The organism is Lujinxingia sediminis, assembly GCF_004005565.1.
Lineage (GTDB): Bacteria > Myxococcota_A > Bradymonadia > Bradymonadales > Bradymonadaceae > Lujinxingia > Lujinxingia sediminis.
In genome coordinates this window covers 419,760-436,892 of the sequence record NZ_SADD01000001.1, presented here as the reverse complement: position 1 = coordinate 436,892, position 17,133 = coordinate 419,760, and the positions used below count along the sequence as shown (strand labels likewise).

General features: G+C 64.3%; 13 protein-coding genes. 12 read left to right on the top strand and 1 reads right to left on the bottom strand.

Annotated elements, in window-relative coordinates; genetic code table 11:
* Positions 1-2 precede the first annotated feature (2 nt).
* The 5 genes from holB to EA187_RS01745 all read left to right on the top strand — a co-directional run bounded on the left by holB (position 3) and on the right by EA187_RS01745 (position 6,663).
* On the top strand, positions 3-1,031 hold the full coding sequence (gene holB, locus EA187_RS01765) for a DNA polymerase III subunit delta' (protein ID WP_347343324.1): 1,029 nt from the start codon (positions 3-5) through the stop codon (positions 1,029-1,031).
* 64 nt (positions 1,032-1,095) lie between these two features.
* Positions 1,096-2,547: a PSP1 domain-containing protein gene (locus tag EA187_RS01760; protein ID WP_164855892.1), complete on the top strand. Its 1,452-nt coding sequence runs from the start codon at positions 1,096-1,098 to the stop codon at positions 2,545-2,547.
* Between the two features lie 113 nt (positions 2,548-2,660).
* Complete coding sequence (gene metG, locus EA187_RS01755) at positions 2,661-4,637, top strand: methionine--tRNA ligase (RefSeq protein WP_127778969.1); 1,977 nt, start codon at positions 2,661-2,663, stop codon at positions 4,635-4,637.
* Between the two features lie 30 nt (positions 4,638-4,667).
* On the top strand, positions 4,668-5,855 hold the full coding sequence (locus EA187_RS01750; RefSeq protein WP_115603216.1) for a HEAT repeat domain-containing protein: 1,188 nt from the start codon (positions 4,668-4,670) through the stop codon (positions 5,853-5,855).
* Positions 5,856-5,874: 19 nt separating this feature from the next.
* Complete coding sequence (locus tag EA187_RS01745; RefSeq protein ID WP_115603217.1) at positions 5,875-6,663, top strand: TatD family hydrolase; 789 nt, start codon at positions 5,875-5,877, stop codon at positions 6,661-6,663.
* A gap of 27 nt (positions 6,664-6,690) precedes the next feature.
* On the opposite strand, the gene EA187_RS01740 is transcribed toward EA187_RS01745, so the two are convergent.
* Positions 6,691-7,176 (bottom strand): hypothetical protein, encoded by a 486-nt coding sequence (locus tag EA187_RS01740; RefSeq protein WP_115603218.1) that lies wholly within the window; start codon positions 7,174-7,176, stop codon positions 6,691-6,693.
* A gap of 202 nt (positions 7,177-7,378) precedes the next feature.
* Between EA187_RS01740 and EA187_RS01735 the strand changes: the two genes are divergently transcribed.
* The 7 genes from EA187_RS01735 to EA187_RS01705 all read left to right on the top strand — a co-directional run bounded on the left by EA187_RS01735 (position 7,379) and on the right by EA187_RS01705 (position 17,116).
* Entirely contained in the window at positions 7,379-8,935 is a 1,557-nt protein-coding gene (locus EA187_RS01735) for a hypothetical protein (RefSeq protein ID WP_115603219.1), read from the top strand.
* Between the two features lie 54 nt (positions 8,936-8,989).
* The gene (locus EA187_RS01730) at positions 8,990-9,835 is read left to right on the top strand and encodes an ABC transporter ATP-binding protein (RefSeq protein WP_206524154.1); all 846 of its coding nucleotides are present in this window, start codon (positions 8,990-8,992) and stop codon (positions 9,833-9,835) included.
* Positions 9,832-11,544, top strand: a complete 1,713-nt coding sequence (locus EA187_RS01725; RefSeq protein WP_115603220.1) for a putative ABC transporter permease subunit — start codon at positions 9,832-9,834, stop codon at positions 11,542-11,544. The genes EA187_RS01730 and EA187_RS01725 overlap by 4 nt, the downstream gene beginning before the upstream one ends.
* A gap of 28 nt (positions 11,545-11,572) precedes the next feature.
* Entirely contained in the window at positions 11,573-13,078 is a 1,506-nt protein-coding gene (locus EA187_RS01720; protein ID WP_127778968.1) for a hypothetical protein, read from the top strand.
* Positions 13,079-13,836: 758 nt separating this feature from the next.
* Positions 13,837-14,694 carry a hypothetical protein gene (locus tag EA187_RS01715; protein WP_127778967.1) on the top strand — a complete coding sequence of 286 codons (858 nt, stop codon included), beginning with the start codon at positions 13,837-13,839 and terminating at the stop codon, positions 14,692-14,694.
* Between the two features lie 326 nt (positions 14,695-15,020).
* A complete protein-coding gene (locus tag EA187_RS01710; RefSeq protein ID WP_127778966.1) occupies positions 15,021-16,112 on the top strand; it encodes a hypothetical protein in 1,092 nt (363 codons plus the stop codon).
* Positions 16,113-16,390: 278 nt separating this feature from the next.
* A complete protein-coding gene (locus EA187_RS01705; protein WP_127778965.1) occupies positions 16,391-17,116 on the top strand; it encodes a hypothetical protein in 726 nt (241 codons plus the stop codon).
* The last annotated feature ends 17 nt before the right edge of the window (positions 17,117-17,133 follow it).

Below are 17,133 nucleotides of genomic sequence, written 5' to 3'. Positions count from 1 at the left end.
CGGTGCAGGCCCCCACCCCCCGGAGCCCTTCTGTGCGTAAGTGGTCGGAACTCTTAGGAAATTCTAGAACGCGACAGGTTTTAACGCAGGCGATGAGCTCGGGCCGTATGCATCACGCCTACCTCTTCAGCGGCCCGACAGGCGTGGGCAAGTACACCACCGCCCTGAGCTTTGCTGCCAGCCTGAACTGCCTGGAGCACGCCGGCGATGTTTTGGAGGATGCGTGCATGCGCTGCACCGCCTGCAAGCGCATCGAAGCCAGCCAGCACCCCGATGTGCTGGAGATCGCGCCGAGCGGCAACTTCATCAAGATCGATCAGATTCGCGCCATTCAAAAAGCCGCGCTTTCCCCGCCCTATGAGGCACGCTACCGCGCGGTGCTCATCGACCAGGCGCACGCCATGACCGAAGAGGGCGCCAACGCCCTGCTCAAGACGCTGGAGGAGCCCAGCGCGCGCACCCTGCTCTTTTTGATCACCGATCAACCCCACCGCCTGCTCGACACGATCATCAGTCGTTGCCAGCGTCTGCGTTTCGGAGCGCTCAGCGACGACGAGGTCGCCCGCGCCCTGCCCGATGTGCTCGAAGAACCGGCCGATGAGGCGCTACTCAAGGTCGCCGCCGGTTATGGCGAAGGTAGCCTGGGACGAGCCGTCGAGGTTCTGGACTCCGGAATGCTTGAGCAGCGCGAAGAACTTCTGGAGGCGTTTCTGGCGGTGCCCGCCGACCGCGCCAACCAGTGGCTGGAGACCGCCGAGCGCTTCGGGCGAGGCAACTCCGATCTGGAGGCCCAGCTCGATGTGCTCATTGTGTATTTTCGCGACCTGATGTTGGCCCGGCGCGCCGATCGCCAGCGCGTGATCAACGCCGACCTGATGGCCCTCATCGACAAAGGCGTGGAGCGCTTCTCGCTCGACGCTATCTTACGCATCCTCGATACGCTGACCGAAGCCCGCGGGCGTCTGAAACGCAACGTCAACGCCCAGCTGATCGTCGAGGGTGTCCTCGACCAGATTCGTCAGCCCTCTTAACCGCATGAGTCCCGGGCTCAGGGCGCCTTGTCGGCGCTCTCCCGCGCATCCATAGATGACTTCCATGACCACAACGCTTTTTAAGCCTGCCAAAAAGCAGGCGCGCCCCTTCGGCGGAAAGAAGAAACTCTACAACGTGGTGTCGCTGCGTTATCGCATCAGCCAGACCCGCCATGAGGCCGACGCCCGCGAGTTGCAACTTCGCGAAGGTGATCACGTCATCGTCGATACCGAACGCGGGCCCACACTCGCCGAAATCTGCGGGGTGGTCTCGCGCAAGGTCTTACCCACCGACAGCCTGCCTCGCGTGTTGCGCAAGGCCACCGAGGCCGACATCGCCCAGGCCGACAAACACGCCGGGTTTGAAGAGCAGGCCTACCGCTTTGCGATCGAGCGCATCCGCTCGCGCAAGCTGCAGATGAAGCTGATCCGCGCGCAGTACATGCATGATGGCTCCAAGCTGGTCTTCTACTTCAGCGCCGACGGTCGCATCGACTTTCGGGACCTGGTTAAAGATCTGGCTCATAAGTTTCGCACGCGCATCGAGATGCATCAGATCGGAGTGCGCGACGGCGCACGCATGCTCGGTGGCATCGGCCCCTGCGGTCGCGAACTCTGCTGCAGCACCTTTCTGGACAACTTTGAGCCGGTCTCCATTCGTATGGCCAAAGATCAGGGCCTGACGCTCAACCCCAAAAAAGTCTCAGGGATGTGCGGACGCCTGATGTGCTGCCTGGTCTACGAGCAGCAGCTCTACCGGCGTATGCGCACCAAACTTCCACGCGCGGGCAAGATGGTGCGCACTGAGCTCGGTGAGGCGAAGATCCTGGAGGTCGACGTCATCAATCGGCGTGTGATGGTGAGTTTTGCCGACAACAACCGCAAGATGTTGCCGGTCACCGAGATCGAGCTCATCGATCCCAACGTCATCGACCGGGGGGTCGACGGCGGCACTGAGGAGGAGTCAGCGCGCGGTGGCGGCCGCAAGCGCCGGGGTTCGAGCAGTCGGCGTCGCTCCCAGGGCTCGAAATCCTCGCGCTCCGGCCGACGCTCCCGGGGCTCCAAGCCCTCCGGGTCCGGCTCGAAGTCTTCGCGCTCCGACCGCAATCGGCGCCGAAACTCGCAACGCTCCGAGCAGAAACCCTCCGAAGAGAGCGCTGCCAGCGCCTCGCCAGAGAGCGCTCAGCGCGGGGATGCGTCCCACGCGAACGACTCGGGCCGCTCCAAGAAGCGCCGCTCCAGCCGCCGGCGCTCCGGCCGCTCCCGCTCGCGCCGCTCGAAAGGCTCCCGCTCCGAGAGCACCCAACGTGAGCAGCGCACCCAGGGTGGTGCCGACGCCCGGACCGGCAAAGAGGACTCCAAAGCCGGCGCGAAACCCGGCGCGGAGAAGGCCGCTGGCGAGCGTTCCTCCAGCAAGCGCCGCTCCAGCCGCAGGCGTGGTCGCAATAAAAAAGGTGGTGATAAGCCTCCCCGCCCCGAAGGGGCCACCGAGTCGCCCAAACCGAAAAGCGACTGAGCCTTGCCAGCGACGCCAACTTCTGGTTCACCCTGCCCTGCAGCCACGCGCCACTGACGAGCGCGTGGCACACGTTAAGCTGATGGCTTCCCAACTGCGTTGAGACTTCTCTTATGTCGAACTTCTATCTGACCACGCCCATCTATTACGTCAACGGCGCGCCGCACATCGGGCACGCCTACACCACGATCATCGCCGACGCCTTCGCCCGCTACCGCCGCCAGAAAGGCGATGAGGTCTTCTTTCTGACCGGTACCGACGAGCACGGGCTCAAGATCCAGCGCGCCGCCGAAGATCGGGGCATCAGCCCCCAGCAGATGGTCGATGAGAACTCCGCACGCTTTCGCGAGCTCTTTGAGCAGCTCCGCCTCACCCACGACCGCTTCATCCGCACCACCGACGCCGATCACAAGAAGACGGTCGCCGAGATGGTCGCGCGCATGAAAGCCTCCGGCGATATCTACCTCGACAAATACGAGGGCTGGTACGCCGCGGCCGACGAGGCCTACTACGACGAGTCCGAGATCGCCGATGGCAAAGCGACCGCCACCGGAGCGTCCGTGGAGTGGGTCGAAGAAGAGAGCTACTTCTTTAAATTGAGCAAGTACGCAGAACCGCTGCTCGACTGGTACCGCAGCAACCCCGACGCCATTACCCCTTCGGGGCGCCGCAATGAGGTGGCGTCCTTCGTCGAGGGCGGTCTTCGCGATCTTTCGATCAGCCGCACGACCTTCTCCTGGGGCATCCCCATGCCGGAGCACCCCGAGCATGTGCTCTACGTCTGGGTCGACGCGCTGACCAACTACATCACCGCGGTGGGTGCCTTTGATGACCCCGAGCGTTTTGAGACCTTCTGGCCGGCCGACATTCACTTCATCGGCAAAGACATCCTGCGTTTCCACGCGGTGTACTGGCCGGCCTTCTTGATGAGCGCGGGCCTTCCGCTGCCAAAACAGATCGTGGCCCACGGCTGGTGGACCAACGACGGCATCAAGATGAGCAAGAGCCTGGGTAACGTCATCGACGCCTTCGAGCTGGCCGAGCGCTACGACCTCGATGTGCTGCGTTATTACCTCCTGCGCGAGATCCCGATCGGCAACGACGGGAACTTCAGCGACACGCGCGTGGTCGAGCGCAACAATGCCGAGCTGGCCGACAACATCGGCAACCTCGTCAACCGCACCTTTGCGATGGCCGGCAAGTTCATCGGCGGCAGCATTCCCGCGCCGCGCGAGCTCACCGAGTCGGAGGATATCGCGCTTCGGGATGCGGCCTTTGCCGCACGCGACGCCATCGACAAAGCGTTTGGGGATCGCGAGTTGCACCGCGCACTTGAGCACCTGATGGCCTTCTCCAGCGAGGTCAACAACTACATCCAACGCACCCAGCCCTGGGCGCTGAACAAAGAGGGCAAAACCGAGCGTCTGGAGCAGACGCTCTACAACGCGCTGGAGTCGATCCGCTGGATCGCGCTTCTGGCCGCGCCCTTCACCCCGGACGCCTCGCGCAAAATTCTGGCTGGCTTTGGTCAGACCACCGAGGCGCACCTGAGCTTCGAGACGCTTAAGACCTGGGCCAACCTCCCGGCTGGCACCCCGCTGGAAGCTCCGGGAGTGCTCTTCAGCAAGCTCGAAGCCCCGGTCGAAGAGGACGACGCCGGCGAGAAAAGCGCCCCGCAGGATCAAAAACCGGCTAAAAAGGCCAAAAAAGACGAGAAGAAGGTGGAAAAGAGTAAGAAAAGCGACGACAGCGAAAGCACCGGGCTCATTGAGTTTGGCGACTTCACCAAAGTGGAGATTCGCGTCGGCGAGGTCCTCACAGCGGAGAAAGTCGAGGGTGCCGATAAGTTGCTCAAGCTCAGCGCCAACGTCGGCGAAGAAGCGCCGCGCACAATCGTGGCGGGCATCGCCAAAGCGTTTGCGCCCGAGGAGCTTGTGGGGCTGCGTGTGGCGATGGTCACCAACCTCAAACCCGCCAAACTTTTTGGCATCAAGAGTGAGGCGATGATCCTGGCGGCGAAGACCACCGACGGCAAACTGGCGCTGGCGCGTTACGACGAGCGCGTTGAGGTGGGCACGCGCATCAGCTAAGGCGCGTCTCACGCTGCAAAGGGAGGCGCTTTGACGCCCACACTGGCCTATATCGCCAACTCGGAGGCTCGCCATCGCGAGCTTCTGCGGATTCTGGAGCAGGAGCAGGGCTCGCCGGCCGAGCGGCGCGCGCTCTTGCTGGTCTGCCTGGATGATCCCTACCCGCCGGTGCGCCAGGATGCGGCGCGCGGGCTGGGTTTGCTGATGAGCGACGAGGTCGTGGAGGTGCTCGTGTGCCTCGCCCGGGGTCAGGCACCTCCCTCCCCACACCTTGTTTCGCTGGCACCTGGGGCCGATGCGCTGGACTGGCAGAGCTCTCGGGCGGCGGTGGCCGCGCTCGCTGCGCTGCGATTTGCCCCTCAGGTCGATCGGAGCTCGGAGGTGGCCGCGGAGCTGCTTGGTGACAGGCGCGCCGACGTGCGTTTTCAGGCGCTGTTGACCCTCTACCGGGTCTCCCCGCAGCACCCGGCGATCGCCAGTAAGCTCGAAGTCCTGCTCTCCGATCCAGACGCCGAGCTCGCTGCCAGCGCCGCGCAGATTGCCGTGGAGTTGAGGCGCTCCGAGATGTTGCCGGCGTTGCTGCAGAGCTGGCAAGGGGCGCATGGCGCGGCGCGAAAAGCACTGGCGGTCGCCGTCGCCGAGCTGGTTGATGCCAGCGACCTCAGCCCCGAATCGCTGCCGGAGCGCAGCCGGAGCGCGGTAGTCGACGAACTCACCGCCATGCTTCGCGAGGAGGCCTGGGTAGCCCAGGCCTCCCGCGCGCTGGCCATGCTGGACGGCCAGGCCGCCCGCGACGCCCTGCATGCGGTGATCTCGCGCTGGTTTGCTCATCCACTGCTCAAACTCGACGCAGCTACCGCCCTGATGGAACTCGGTGATGCACGTGGCGACGAGCATCTTGCGGCATCCCTCCATGCGCGCCGCAACGACGTACGAGGCTATGCGCTTCGCCTGGTAGGCGTGAAGCAGCTCGACGAACACCTCGACCTGTTGATCGAGCTTGCGCACTCCTCGGATTATCACGCCGACACCGCCCTTTTAGCCCTGGCCGACTTCGGTGGTGAGGCCGCCACCGACACGCTACGCACGATCGCGCAGAGCCATGCCGATCCCGAACTTCGCGAACTTGCGCGCGCCGGGCTTGCGCTCGGGCGCTCTCCCGAACCCATCGCACCTCGAGACGCACGAGCGGATGCGGACGTCGACGGTGCCCCCTGAACTCTTTTGAGAGACTCACATGACGACGCCCAGACTTTTCGATACCCACGCCCACCTGGACTTCCCGGCGATTTTCGAGAACCTCGACGAGGTGCTGGCTTCCGGCCGCGAGTTGGGTCTTCAGCGGGTCGTCTCCATCGGGGCGAGCCGCGGGCTCGGCTCGAACTTCCGAGCGCTGGAGATCGCGCGCCGCTACGACTTCATTCGCTGCACCGCCGGCATTCACCCCCACGATGCGGCGATGTGCACCGACGAGGTCTTTGAGACCATCGTCACCGAATTTTCGCGCCTTCCCGAGGTCGTCGCCATCGGTGAGAGCGGGCTGGATTATTATTACGACAAGGCCCCGCGCCAGGTGCAGATCGACGTCTTTCGACGCTTTCTGGAGCTGGCCAACGAGGTTGAAAAGCCCATCATCATTCACAGCCGCGATGCCGAAGAAGACACCGTGCGCCTCTTGCGCGAAACCCACACCACCGGTGGCATCCTGCACTGTTTTACCGGCTCACAGAAGATGGCCGACGAGGTGCTTGAGCGCGACTTCTACGTCTCCTTCTCGGGGATTGTGACCTTTAAGAGCGCGCGAAACCTGCTCGATGTGGCCACCCGCGTCCCCCTGGATCGCCTTCTGATTGAGACGGACTCGCCCTACCTGGCACCGGTGCCTTATCGCGGAAAGAGCAACCAGCCGGGGTATGTGCGTCACACCGCCGAGGTGATTGCCCGGGCGCGTGGAATCGCCCTCGACGAGCTGGCCGAGGCTACCTTCGAGAACGCCTGTCGCGTCTACAACTGGCCGGCGGACTGAGCCTGAGATGGACCGCCCGGGCGGCGATCAGGGCTGGCCGGACGACTTCTTGAGCACGTCGGGAGAGAGCGCCTGAATCGCCGGGCGAGTGGCCTCGGCGAGTTTGGCTTTGCCGGCGGCGGTGAACTCGGCCCACATCGTCTGACCGCCGTCCATCTCGGGGAAGATGCCCTTGAAGGCCCCTTTGTCGATGTAGATCACGCCGACGGGCTCAGAGTCGATCGCCCTCCCCAGGATCGAAGCGCTGACATCGGCGGGCGTCGCCATGTAGATCTTGCGCATCAAGTCGCTGCAGCGATGCACCCAGACCGAGCGGCGTTTGACGGGAACCGCCTGCCCGCCCCCCTTCCCTGCCTTGGAGGCGCGGGGGGGATTATGCGCGCCGCTTCGAGCCTCGGCCACGTCGCGCATGACCTGCTTGTACATCTTCTCTACAAACTCGCGTTCGCCGCTAAGCTCCAGGGTGATGCCGCCAAAATCAAAATGAAAGTGGGTCGTGTCGCTCTTCGACATGCGTGCTGGCCTTGCGTCGGGGACTGCAGTTTAGGGGGCTCCACGGCGATGATGCCCCGCACAGCCCCCGGGATCAACCCCCCGTGCGAGGGTGGCCCCCGGAACGTTCAACGAGGGTGCCGCGGTTGGCGCACTTCGGGTGATCGTCTACACTCCAAGGCGTTGGTACCGGCCCCTTTTTTCTCGCTCCTGGAGTCCAGTCTTGCGTAGCTTTGACATCATCGGAGGCGTGGTTGTCGTCGGCTGGCTGGCGGCCTCGGCGGTCTTTGCGCTGGGTGCCTCCAGGGACGCCCAGGCGATTGGGTCCGGCGTCTTCGCGCTGGAAGAAGGCGTCACCTTTATCACACTGCAGCAGGGGGACGACGACCGGGGCGTGATTCGCGAAGAGCGCACGCGACTGGTCGAGGGCTGGCTTATTGAGACGAGTGCGTACGCGACCTTCGCGATCATGGGCCAACTCCAGGGGGTGCACCTCGACTCGAAAGTCTCGCTCGACGATGAACTTCGCCTGCGCTCGGCTTCCGGGGAGGTCGAAGCCTTCGGGATGCACCTGCGCGCGCTGGCGCAGTACGACGGCGAGGCCTTTGATGTGACGCTCTATCTCGATGGCGAGCACGAACAATTTACGATCCCGCTGGCCACGCCGCCGGAGCTTGTGGGCCACGCCATCCCGCGCCTGCTCGCCGGCGGTGAACTTGAGCCGGGTGCGACCTACGAGCAGGACTTTATCGACCCGATGACGCTGGCCCCGACCGACCTCTCGCTGCGCTACGTGGGGGAGGAGACCATTCGCCACTATGGCGAAGAGGTTAAGGTGCATCGTTTTGTTCAGGCCATCGGCTCGCAGTACCTCGATGTGTTGGTGGACGCTCGTGGCGAGGTGGTGCAACAGGGTTTTCCCTTCCGCATTCGCGGAAGCCGCCTGCCGGAGGCGCTGGCGACGAGCTTCTTTCGGCGTGCCGAAGAGGCGTATGAGGCCCTTCCTAAGGAGCGCCCCGACTTTCTGAAAGGTATTGATGCGGGCGATCTGCTCACGATGGCCAGCTACCTGGGCGGCGGTCAGATCGAGGCGCTCACCGGCGCGGAACGGGTCTCGGAGCTCGATCTGCGTGAGGTGGGTCTGCTGGGCCTCGACGAGCGCAGTGAGCTTCACCTGGAGTCGCCCCGCCAGCGGGTGATGCTGGAGACCGATAAGGAGCTCGTCATCCAGGTCGGGCCCTTGAACCCGCATTGGCCTGGCGAGACGTGGAGCGAAGCGCCGGAGGTGGCACTCCCCGAAGACCTTCCCGCCTCGATTGAGGCGATGGCCCGCGCCCTTGATTCCGACGATCAGGAGCAGCACCGCCAGGCGCTCGCGCAGCTTTGTTCCCTGCGCGACGGCACGGGCTCACTACGCTGGCCCGAGCCGGGTGAAGAGGTACAGAACACGCCCACACTTGAGGAACTTCAGAGCGCGTTGTTGGCCGACGACGCACTTCCGGCAATGCAGCCGCAGGATTGCCTGGCCGCAGTGCATCTGGCGGCACGAAGCGCCGGACACAAGGTGCGCATGGCCCACGGGTTCAACTTCGGCACCCAGGGCTTTCTGGGCCCGCGCGTCTGGATGGTAGCCATCCGCGACGATGGTACCCGCTATGAGCTTGACCCGCTTCGCGCCGGCGAGCTCGGCGCTGATCATCTGCAGATCTTCTTGAGTCCTGACCTCGACACCGCCCGCATCTTCGGCCTCTTTAAGCAGGCGCAAGTGTCCGGCGGCTGAGTTCGTCCCCCTTTGACATGATCCTTTGTGCGACTTTTTCGCGAGACCATCATCATGAGCACCGACCCCGTGGCACCATCGCCCCTGCCCGAGAGCTCGCCGGACGACATGATCGTGCGAGTACGCGGACTGCATAAAAAGTACGGCGACTTTACCGCCGTTGATCATATCGATCTGGATGTGCCCCGTGGCGAGGTCTTCGGAGTTCTCGGGCCCAACGGTGCGGGCAAGACCACGACGTTGCGCATGATCACGGGACTCATCGCCCCGGACCGCGGCGAGGTAGTCATCGACGGCCATGACCTGGGCTGTGCACCGGTCGACGCGCGGCGAGTCACCGGCTTTATCCCCGACCGCCCCTACGTCTACGACAAGCTCACCACGCTGGAGTACCTGCGTTTTATCGGCGGACTCTACAACATGAAGGCCAACCATGTGGCCTCACGTATCGACGAGCTGCTCAACCTCTTCGGACTCAAGGAGTGGGCCGACAGCCTCATTGAGAGCTTCTCGCACGGCATGAAGCAGCGCCTGGTGTTCTGCGGCGCGCTCTTGCCGGAGCCTTCGGTGTTGGTGGTCGATGAGCCGATGGTCGGGCTCGACCCGCGCGGCCATCGCCTCATAAAGAGTCTTTTTCGCGAGCTGGTGGCCGATAAAAAGATGTCGATCCTGCTCTCCACCCATACCCTGGAGGTGGCCGAAGAGGTCTGCGACCGCATCGTGATTATTAACCACGGGCGTATCGTCGCGCGCGGCTCCCTGGGCGAACTTCGCCTGGAGTCGGGGCAGACCGACGGCAACCTCGAGCAGGTTTTCCTGCGTATTACCGAAGAGTCGCAGGCCGAGCGTGACCAGGCAGTGGCCGAGCGCTTTGGCCATGAGCCGGGAGAGCGCCCGTGATCCTCGACCTTATCGGCATCAAATTGCGCATGGTACGCGGCACGCTTCGCTCCGATGAGGGCCGGCTGCGCGGGCCCTTCTTTGCTGTCTTAAGCCTGCTCTTTGCTGCGGCCCTCTTTCGCTCCGGCCACTTCATCGTCACCCAGTCCTTGATGTTGGAGCCGGTGGGCGAGCTCCTGGTGCAGCGCCTGCTGGCGATCACGCTGCTGGTGTTCTTCGGGCTTCTGGTGTTCAGCAACATCGTCACCTCGTTCAGCTCCTTTTATCTGGCCGACGATCTCGAGTTTTTGATGGCCCAGCCCATCCCTAAAGACGCGATGTTCACCTCGCGTTTTCTGGAGGCGATGCTGCAATCGAGCTGGGTGATCATTCTCTTCGGGGTGCCCCTCTTCTCGGCCATCGGCTACGGGATGGGGGCCCATTGGAGCTTCTACCCCTATCTGGTGCTGGTACTGATTCCCTTTGTGGCGATCCCGACCGGGCTGGCGTCGATTCTGGCGCTGCTGGTGACCAACATCCTTGCGGCCAACCGCACCCGCGATGCGGCGCTTTTCTTCGGATTGGTGGGTTTTGCGACGCTCTTTGTGGTGATTCGCTCAGTCCAACCCGAACGCCTGCTCAACCCGGAGAGTTTTGACTCGATCGGGGAGCTGATGCGGCTGCTCTCGGTACCGACGACCTCGTATTTACCCAGCGACTGGGTGATCAACATGCTCGCGCCGATACTCTTCGACACGCGCGGCCAGTGGATGTGGTCGGCGACCTTTCTGGGGCTTACACCGCTGGCGCTCTACTTCATCTCGGCCTGGCTGCACCGCCCGCTCTACTTTCGGGGCTACACCAAGACCCAGGAGGGACGTCACGGGGGCGGGCTGATGACGATCGCGCGCAACTGGGCGGTGGAGCGCTCCCGGCGCGCTGGCGGCGATTATAACGAGCGCATGGCGAAGTTGCGTGCGCTGGGTGAGCAGCCCCTCTCGTCGCTCAGGGCGTTGATTCATAAAGACCAGGCCGTCTTTATGCGGGATGCCAGCCAGTGGTCGCAGCTTTTGATCGTGGTGGCGATCATCGTCATCTATCTGGTGAACTTTAAGTACTTTGAGATCGCCGCCAATGAAGCGCTTTTGGGCGATGTGGGACTTTCCTTCTTCAACCTTGCCGCGTGCAGCTTTGTGACGGTGACGCTCTGCGGGCGTTTTCTCTTTCCGGCGGTCAGTGTTGAGGGGCGCAGCTTCTGGCTGATCTTGCAGGCACCGATCTCGCTGGAGCGTTTTCTGGTGGGCAAGTGGCTCGGGAGTCTGGCGCCGATTGTCATCATCGGTCAGCTCTTGATCTGGTCATCGAACCTCCTGGTGGGCACGCCGCTGTTGACCTGCCTGTTGAGCGGCATTCAGATCCTGGTGATCACCGCGGTCTGTGCAGCGGTGGCAGTAGGGATGGGCGCGCTCTATCCGCAATTTCATAACCCCAACGCCGCCAAGATCGCGTCGAGCTTCGGGGCGGTGATCTTTATGATCTCGTGCATCTTTTTGACCTTGATGCTGCTGGGGATGTGGTTCTATCCCTCCCTGGCGCTCACCCAGCCTGAGCGATTCGGAACGATCAGCTCCGGGCTATGGGCCTTTGCCGCGCTGGGCATTGTGGTCGCGGCGTTGACGCCTGTGATCGCGCTGAAGGCCGGCGCAGGCTCGTTGCGCGCGCGTTTTTAACGATCTTCTCAAGCAGTACGGACCCACCATGAGCACGCCCCCTGGCCCGATTCCGGCCCGCACCAAGCTGGCCTCGGCGCTTTTGCCCGCAGCACTCACCCTGGCGCTTCTGGGCCTGAGCCTGATGCGCCAGGACGCCACCTGGTGGCGGGTGGCCTACGGTCGCCTGATTTCGGCCTACGGACGCATCCCCGACAAAGAGCTCCTGGTGTTCACGGCTCCCGATGGCACGGGCTGGTTGGACACGAGCTGGCTTGCCAGCGTGGCGCTCTTTCGCCTGGTGGATCTGGGGGGAATTGAGGCCGCGATGGTCACCCGCAGCGCGCTGGTCACCCTGGCGGTGGCGATGATGGGTTGGGCCGCAGCCGAACGCAGCCCACGGCCCGCATCGTTGCTCAATGTGGCGTGGCTGGGGGTGCCGGCGGCGGTCTTTTTCTCGGCGGTGGGGCCCGAATCTCTGGCGCTACCGATCGCATGCGCGGGGCTCATCGCCGCCACACGCGCGTTGACCTCGCATCGCCCCGGCCTGCTCGCCACGATCGTAACGAGCGCGAGCGCCTTCGCGCTGGTCAACCTCGCGCTCCCGGCGGCGCTGGTGATGATGGCCACCTCCCTTGCGGTGGGTGCCCACGCCTGGAAAGCCGGCGCAAAGCTCGGCGCGGTCGTGGCGTTTGCCGGCGCGCTTCTGGCTCCGCTCGCAAGCCCGCTGGGCTTTGGCGTGCTCGCGCACCTTTCAAAGAGCCCCGCGCTGCCGACCCTGCTGCCCGGGGCGCTCAGCGTGACCCTGTCGCTGAGCACCGGGGCGGTGGGTCTGGCGCTGTGGGCGCGACACGCCCGTGCCACTCAGATGCCTCTGGCTGCCGCCGCGGCCCTGGCCCTCCCGGTCTTCTTGCTGACGTTGTGGGCGAGCATGGTGCCGGCGCTCTTGCCCCTGCACCATCTGGCGCTGGTGCTTTTGCTCGCCACCGTCTTCTCACCGCCGGCCAGCACCGAACTTCACCGCCCCACCCTGGCGCTGCTGACCTCGGTGCTGCTTCTGGGCGCGGCCGTACTTACCCAGCCCGCGCTGCCCTGGCACGCCGATATGACCACCCGCGTTCACGCTGACGCTCGCCAGGCCATCCCGATGCGCGGGGTGGTCCCCGAAGATACCCCGCTTGCCTGCGGCGAACTTCTGCGCCGCGCCGGAAAAGAGCTGCGCGTCTTCAACGATCCCTCCCTGGCCGGCTACCTGGCCTATGCGCTGTGGCGACCCGAGCGCATTGAGCCCATCCTCTACGCCGATTCGCGCGCGCTCAGCACAGAGAGTGCCATGACGCTCTATGAGCTCGCGCGCGACCAGCCGATTTTGCGCGGCGTGGCACAGCAGGACAACATCAACGCGGCGGTGATCCGCCCCGACGCCCACCCGGCCACCTTCGACGATCTTTCGGCCGACCCCACCTGGGCCCTACTCGCCGGCGATCGCGACCAACCGGTAGCGTGTTTTCTCAAAGCCGCGCCGGCCTATCCGGGCACCTGGCTCGCCCATTGAGCGCGTTGTCTGGCTTTGGAGTCTTCCCAGCCCCTTAACGCCAGAGGCCCTCTGGCGAGGCTGAGGGCTTCCCCCCCCTGACGCCAGAGGGTGTCTGGCCCGAGGGGGGGGGCAACACCCCCTCAGGCCAGACACCCTCTGGCTTCCGAGCCTTATTAAGGCTCCGGGGCCAGACCCCCTCTGGCTTCCGAGCCTTAATAAGGCTCCGGGGCCAGAAGCCCTCTGGCCCGGGGGGGGATGTAACACCCTGGGAGCTCACACACCCGCAGGCCTTCCGGGGCCGCTGAGCCCAGCGCCCGTTCGAGACGCTCCATATTCGAGGCCTCAGACCTGGTTGGGGTCAGACGACGCCTGGCCGGGCTGGCCTCCCCGGTCACGCTTTGCTAAAGGTCGGCTCCCACAACTCCGTGCCCCACACCTCCATGATGTGCGCTGTCCGCGTCGATGCCCGGAGCCGCCCAATGAATCCACGCCAACCGGGCCTGGTCGTCGCGCTTGCGCTCCTTACCGGGACCGCCTGCTCCTACATGACAAGGGTCACATGTGATTCGGCGCTGTGATCACCCGGAGCGCCGACAGCCTCCCGCCCCTCTCCGAAGGTCCAGCGTGCCCTTCCAACTGCGCCAGCAACGGGCTCTCCATGATGCCGGTGTTCCTGCCCTGACCTGGGGGGAGTGATTCAAAAGCAGCGTTCCCTACCTTCGATCTTAAAGTTCCCTATGCCCTTTTATCGTCTTCCCGCGCTCGTCAGGACCTCGGTGGTCCAAACCCTGACCCTCCTCGCCGCCCTGATCATCAGTACTCCGGCCGATGCGCAGGCTCCCCCCGGCTGGCTGGACGCCTGGCAGTCGACGGAAGGTCTGGAGGTTCGGCGGCTGGTTGAGACGCGGGTCGAAGGCAGGGAAGGCGAAGATCACCTGCGCGTCTGCGAGCTCGTCTTCGAGGTGGAGGTCGATGCTCGCGGACTGACACTTCGCCCGCAGCGCGACGACGCTCTCTTCGAGCCGGTCATCGACCCGGATCTTTTTCCCGAGCGCGTCGAGCGCCTGGGTTGCCTTGTGCCCACGTTGCGGATCGACGCCGGCGGTCGAATCACCGCGGCTGACGCTGAAGCTATCGAGCAGAAGGTACGCGATCTTTTTGAGCGCTTCATCGCCGCGCAGCCCGGAAAAGATGAGCAGGAGCGCGTACGGGCGCGCACGCGCGCAAGCCTGCAAAGCCTCTCAGAACCGGCGTTGCAGACCAGCGCCCGGACCTGGTGGTCGATGCTGGGAGCGCGCCCCCTTGACTTCACCGCGCCCGAGATTCAGCCCACACCCTGCCTGATGCCCTCCCCGGCCACGACGTTCTGCACACAGGTTCGGAGCGAGGAGGTCGTCGACCTGACCTCCTCGATGACGCAGATGTATGAAGGCGCGGGGTTTCGGCTGGAGCGCGCACTGGCCAACCAGCAGGCCACCGTGCGTTTTCGCTCCGATCAGCCCTCGCCCACCACCTACGCGCGCCGCATCCGTCAGGCTCAAGATCTGGTGCATCGCTACACCGATGAGAAGGCGCGCATCACCGCGACGAACATCGAGGTTCTGGTGATCAGCGCAGTGCCCCGATCCCCCTGAATCGCGCCCGCCTCTGACCCGGGGGAGTCCGCTGCCCTCAAGGTGGAGGTCGACCCTCGACACAGGGATAAGCACACCCCTGCGGGCGAAGGTCGAGTCGCATTCAAGGAGGTCGTGCAACCCTCCGGGTGGTGGTCGAGTTACACCCCCGGCGGAGCGCGCCCTGGGCCGCGCCCCGAAGCGGTGTTTACCTTTGAGGGAGTGCGGGCGCGGAGCTCCCATCGATGTTGGGGTTGGGGGGGCGCCGAACACGACCACGAAGAGGGGGGAGGGACCACCCGGTTCACTCCGCAACAGGCGACCCGAGCTTAAGGGTGAGGTGTATCATGCAAGAGGAACCCGAGACCTTGAACGCGCAGGAGCGCAGGCGACTTGTGGGCTGGGTGGTGCTCGCGCTGATCTGGGTGCTGATGGCCGGCGTCAGCCACGCCCAGGCTCAGCCCCTCGCGGGTGAGGAGGCCGCCGGGGCCGCAGCCCCCGACGCGCTGCGCTGCTTTACCTGCACCGAGAACTGTGAGGCGCAGGGCGTCTCCGAAGGTGAGCGCGTCTGCACCGGCGCCGAAGGCCTTGTTGAACCCATCCCCGCCTCGACTCCTCAGGGCAGCGCGATGCAGCGCCCCGAGGACACCGCGCAACCTTCGGCCTCGCCACCCGACGTCGCGGTGATCCCCTGGCGTTGGCGCCCACGGGTCGACGCGCTCGTCACGAGCCTTCCCCTTGCGCCCGACCGCCTGGAGCGCCAACTCTCCGGCGAGTTCAAGGCCATGAGCAGCTGCCTTAACCCTCGCAACTACCGACCGCAACCGGCGATGCTCGTCGAACTCCGCATCTCTGAAGAAGGCCATCCGATGGCCGTCCACGGCACCCCCAAAGACATGCCCGCCGATGATGCGCGCTGCATGCTCAAACACCTCTGGAATCTGAGCTTCGAACTCCCCGTCGAGCCCGACCTGAGCGAGCCTGACGCCCCGATCTATACGCTGAGCTACCGCCTGAACTTTGAGCTCGTGGCCACCGAACCCCGGCGCGACCAGGCCGCAGCCGTGCTCCTTGAAGGGTTCCGCTGGCGGGGAAGCTCCGCCGGTGCAGAAGCATCCTTGCCCGCCGCGCTGGCCCGCCAGGCCGGCTCGCTGGGGGCCTGTGCCGAGCAGCTTCGCTCGCAACTTCCCCTCGACCTGATCGTGGCAGAGGTGGAGCTGGGCTGGCCCACCACGCCATCCGATACCCCGGTGCGGCCGGCGGCGATGGACCTCACGTTGAGCAATGAAACGGGCCCCGAGCACCCCTCCGATGAGGCGCTGAGCTGTATTCAGGAAGCCCTGCTGGGCTGGGAACTTCCCTCAGACGAGGTCGGAGGTCAGGGCCAGGCCACGTTCTTTGTGACCATTCGCCCCGAAGGCTGGATCGGCGCGAAGTAGCGTCTTCGTACCACCTCGCCGGCGCGAAGCATGGGGGGCCAGGCTTTGTCACCACGTTGCGCCGCGCCCTGACGCCCTGAGGCCATGGTGACGCCTTTGGATGCGAGATTGAGAGTGACCTGAGCAAGGCGCAAAGCGCAGGCGATGCTCTGGCATCGTCGAGCATGTGCAACGCTGCTCAGGGTGCTCTCCATGCAGCAGATATGACGTCAACGTTGGCTTACGACGTCGTACTATGTGAGAGTATGCGCTCCGTAACCTGGCCAGGAGCGCACCCCATGCTGAACTTCGTCATGGAAACCTTCGACCTGAACAGCATTCAGGTCTTTTTGATCCTTTTTTTTGTGCTGGTGGTGTCCGTCATCGCTCTCTACTGGTGGATCGTTGGCGATCTGGCAAGGACAGCCTGGACCAACGCCAGCGAGGCGATGGGACTTCAGCTGAGCGGCGACTCCCTCGAGAGTTATCGACTCCAGGGAACGTACCAGGGCGCTGAGCTTGAGATTGCCTCGCGCCACGAGCGTGAGGTCATCCGCCGTACCGAGATCAGTGAGGTCATTGAAGCGTACTTCATCGAGGTTCAGGTCACCATGGGGCCCGCCTGGACTCACTTCGGGCATGTCGCCAAAAAAAAGCCGGCAACGCTGCACGATGATAACGCTCCCGGCATCATCAACGCGCTCTCCCCGGACCGCTTTGACGACGAACTTCATGTGCACGTTGAGCCGAACGCTGGCATGCGGCGAATCTTTGCCGACGGGGAGGTACGCGAGGCCTTGCTCACGTCGAGCCTGAAGGCAGGAAACCTCAAAATCTCCAACGGCACTCTCTGTCTCGAATATAAAAAACGCGTCATCAACGCCGATGAGATCCAGGCATACGCCGACCAGGCGCTGACGCTGGCAAAACTTCTGGAGAGCCGCGTGGCCGGTCACCCAACGCCCCGGGGTGCCGCCCCTGCCGCGGCGTCGGCACCGGTCGATGCGCGTGTAACGTACTGGTAACGCACGGCGTGCTTTCA

What these genes read in the sequence shown, in the direction of transcription:
- EA187_RS01760 (WP_164855892.1), top strand. Translation starts at nt 1,096, where the DNA reads ATGACCACAACGCTTTTTAAGCCTGCCAAAAAGCAGGCGCGCCCCTTC.
- metG (WP_127778969.1), top strand. Translation starts at nt 2,661, where the DNA reads ATGTCGAACTTCTATCTGACCACGCCCATCTATTACGTCAACGGCGCG.
- EA187_RS01745 (WP_115603217.1), top strand. Translation starts at nt 5,875, where the DNA reads ATGACGACGCCCAGACTTTTCGATACCCACGCCCACCTGGACTTCCCG.
- EA187_RS01740 (WP_115603218.1), bottom strand. Translation starts at nt 7,176, where the DNA reads ATGTCGAAGAGCGACACGACCCACTTTCATTTTGATTTTGGCGGCATC.
- EA187_RS01730 (WP_206524154.1), top strand. Translation starts at nt 8,990, where the DNA reads ATGAGCACCGACCCCGTGGCACCATCGCCCCTGCCCGAGAGCTCGCCG.
- EA187_RS01720 (WP_127778968.1), top strand. Translation starts at nt 11,573, where the DNA reads ATGAGCACGCCCCCTGGCCCGATTCCGGCCCGCACCAAGCTGGCCTCG.
- EA187_RS01710 (WP_127778966.1), top strand. Translation starts at nt 15,021, where the DNA reads ATGCAAGAGGAACCCGAGACCTTGAACGCGCAGGAGCGCAGGCGACTT.
- EA187_RS01705 (WP_127778965.1), top strand. Translation starts at nt 16,391, where the DNA reads ATGCTGAACTTCGTCATGGAAACCTTCGACCTGAACAGCATTCAGGTC.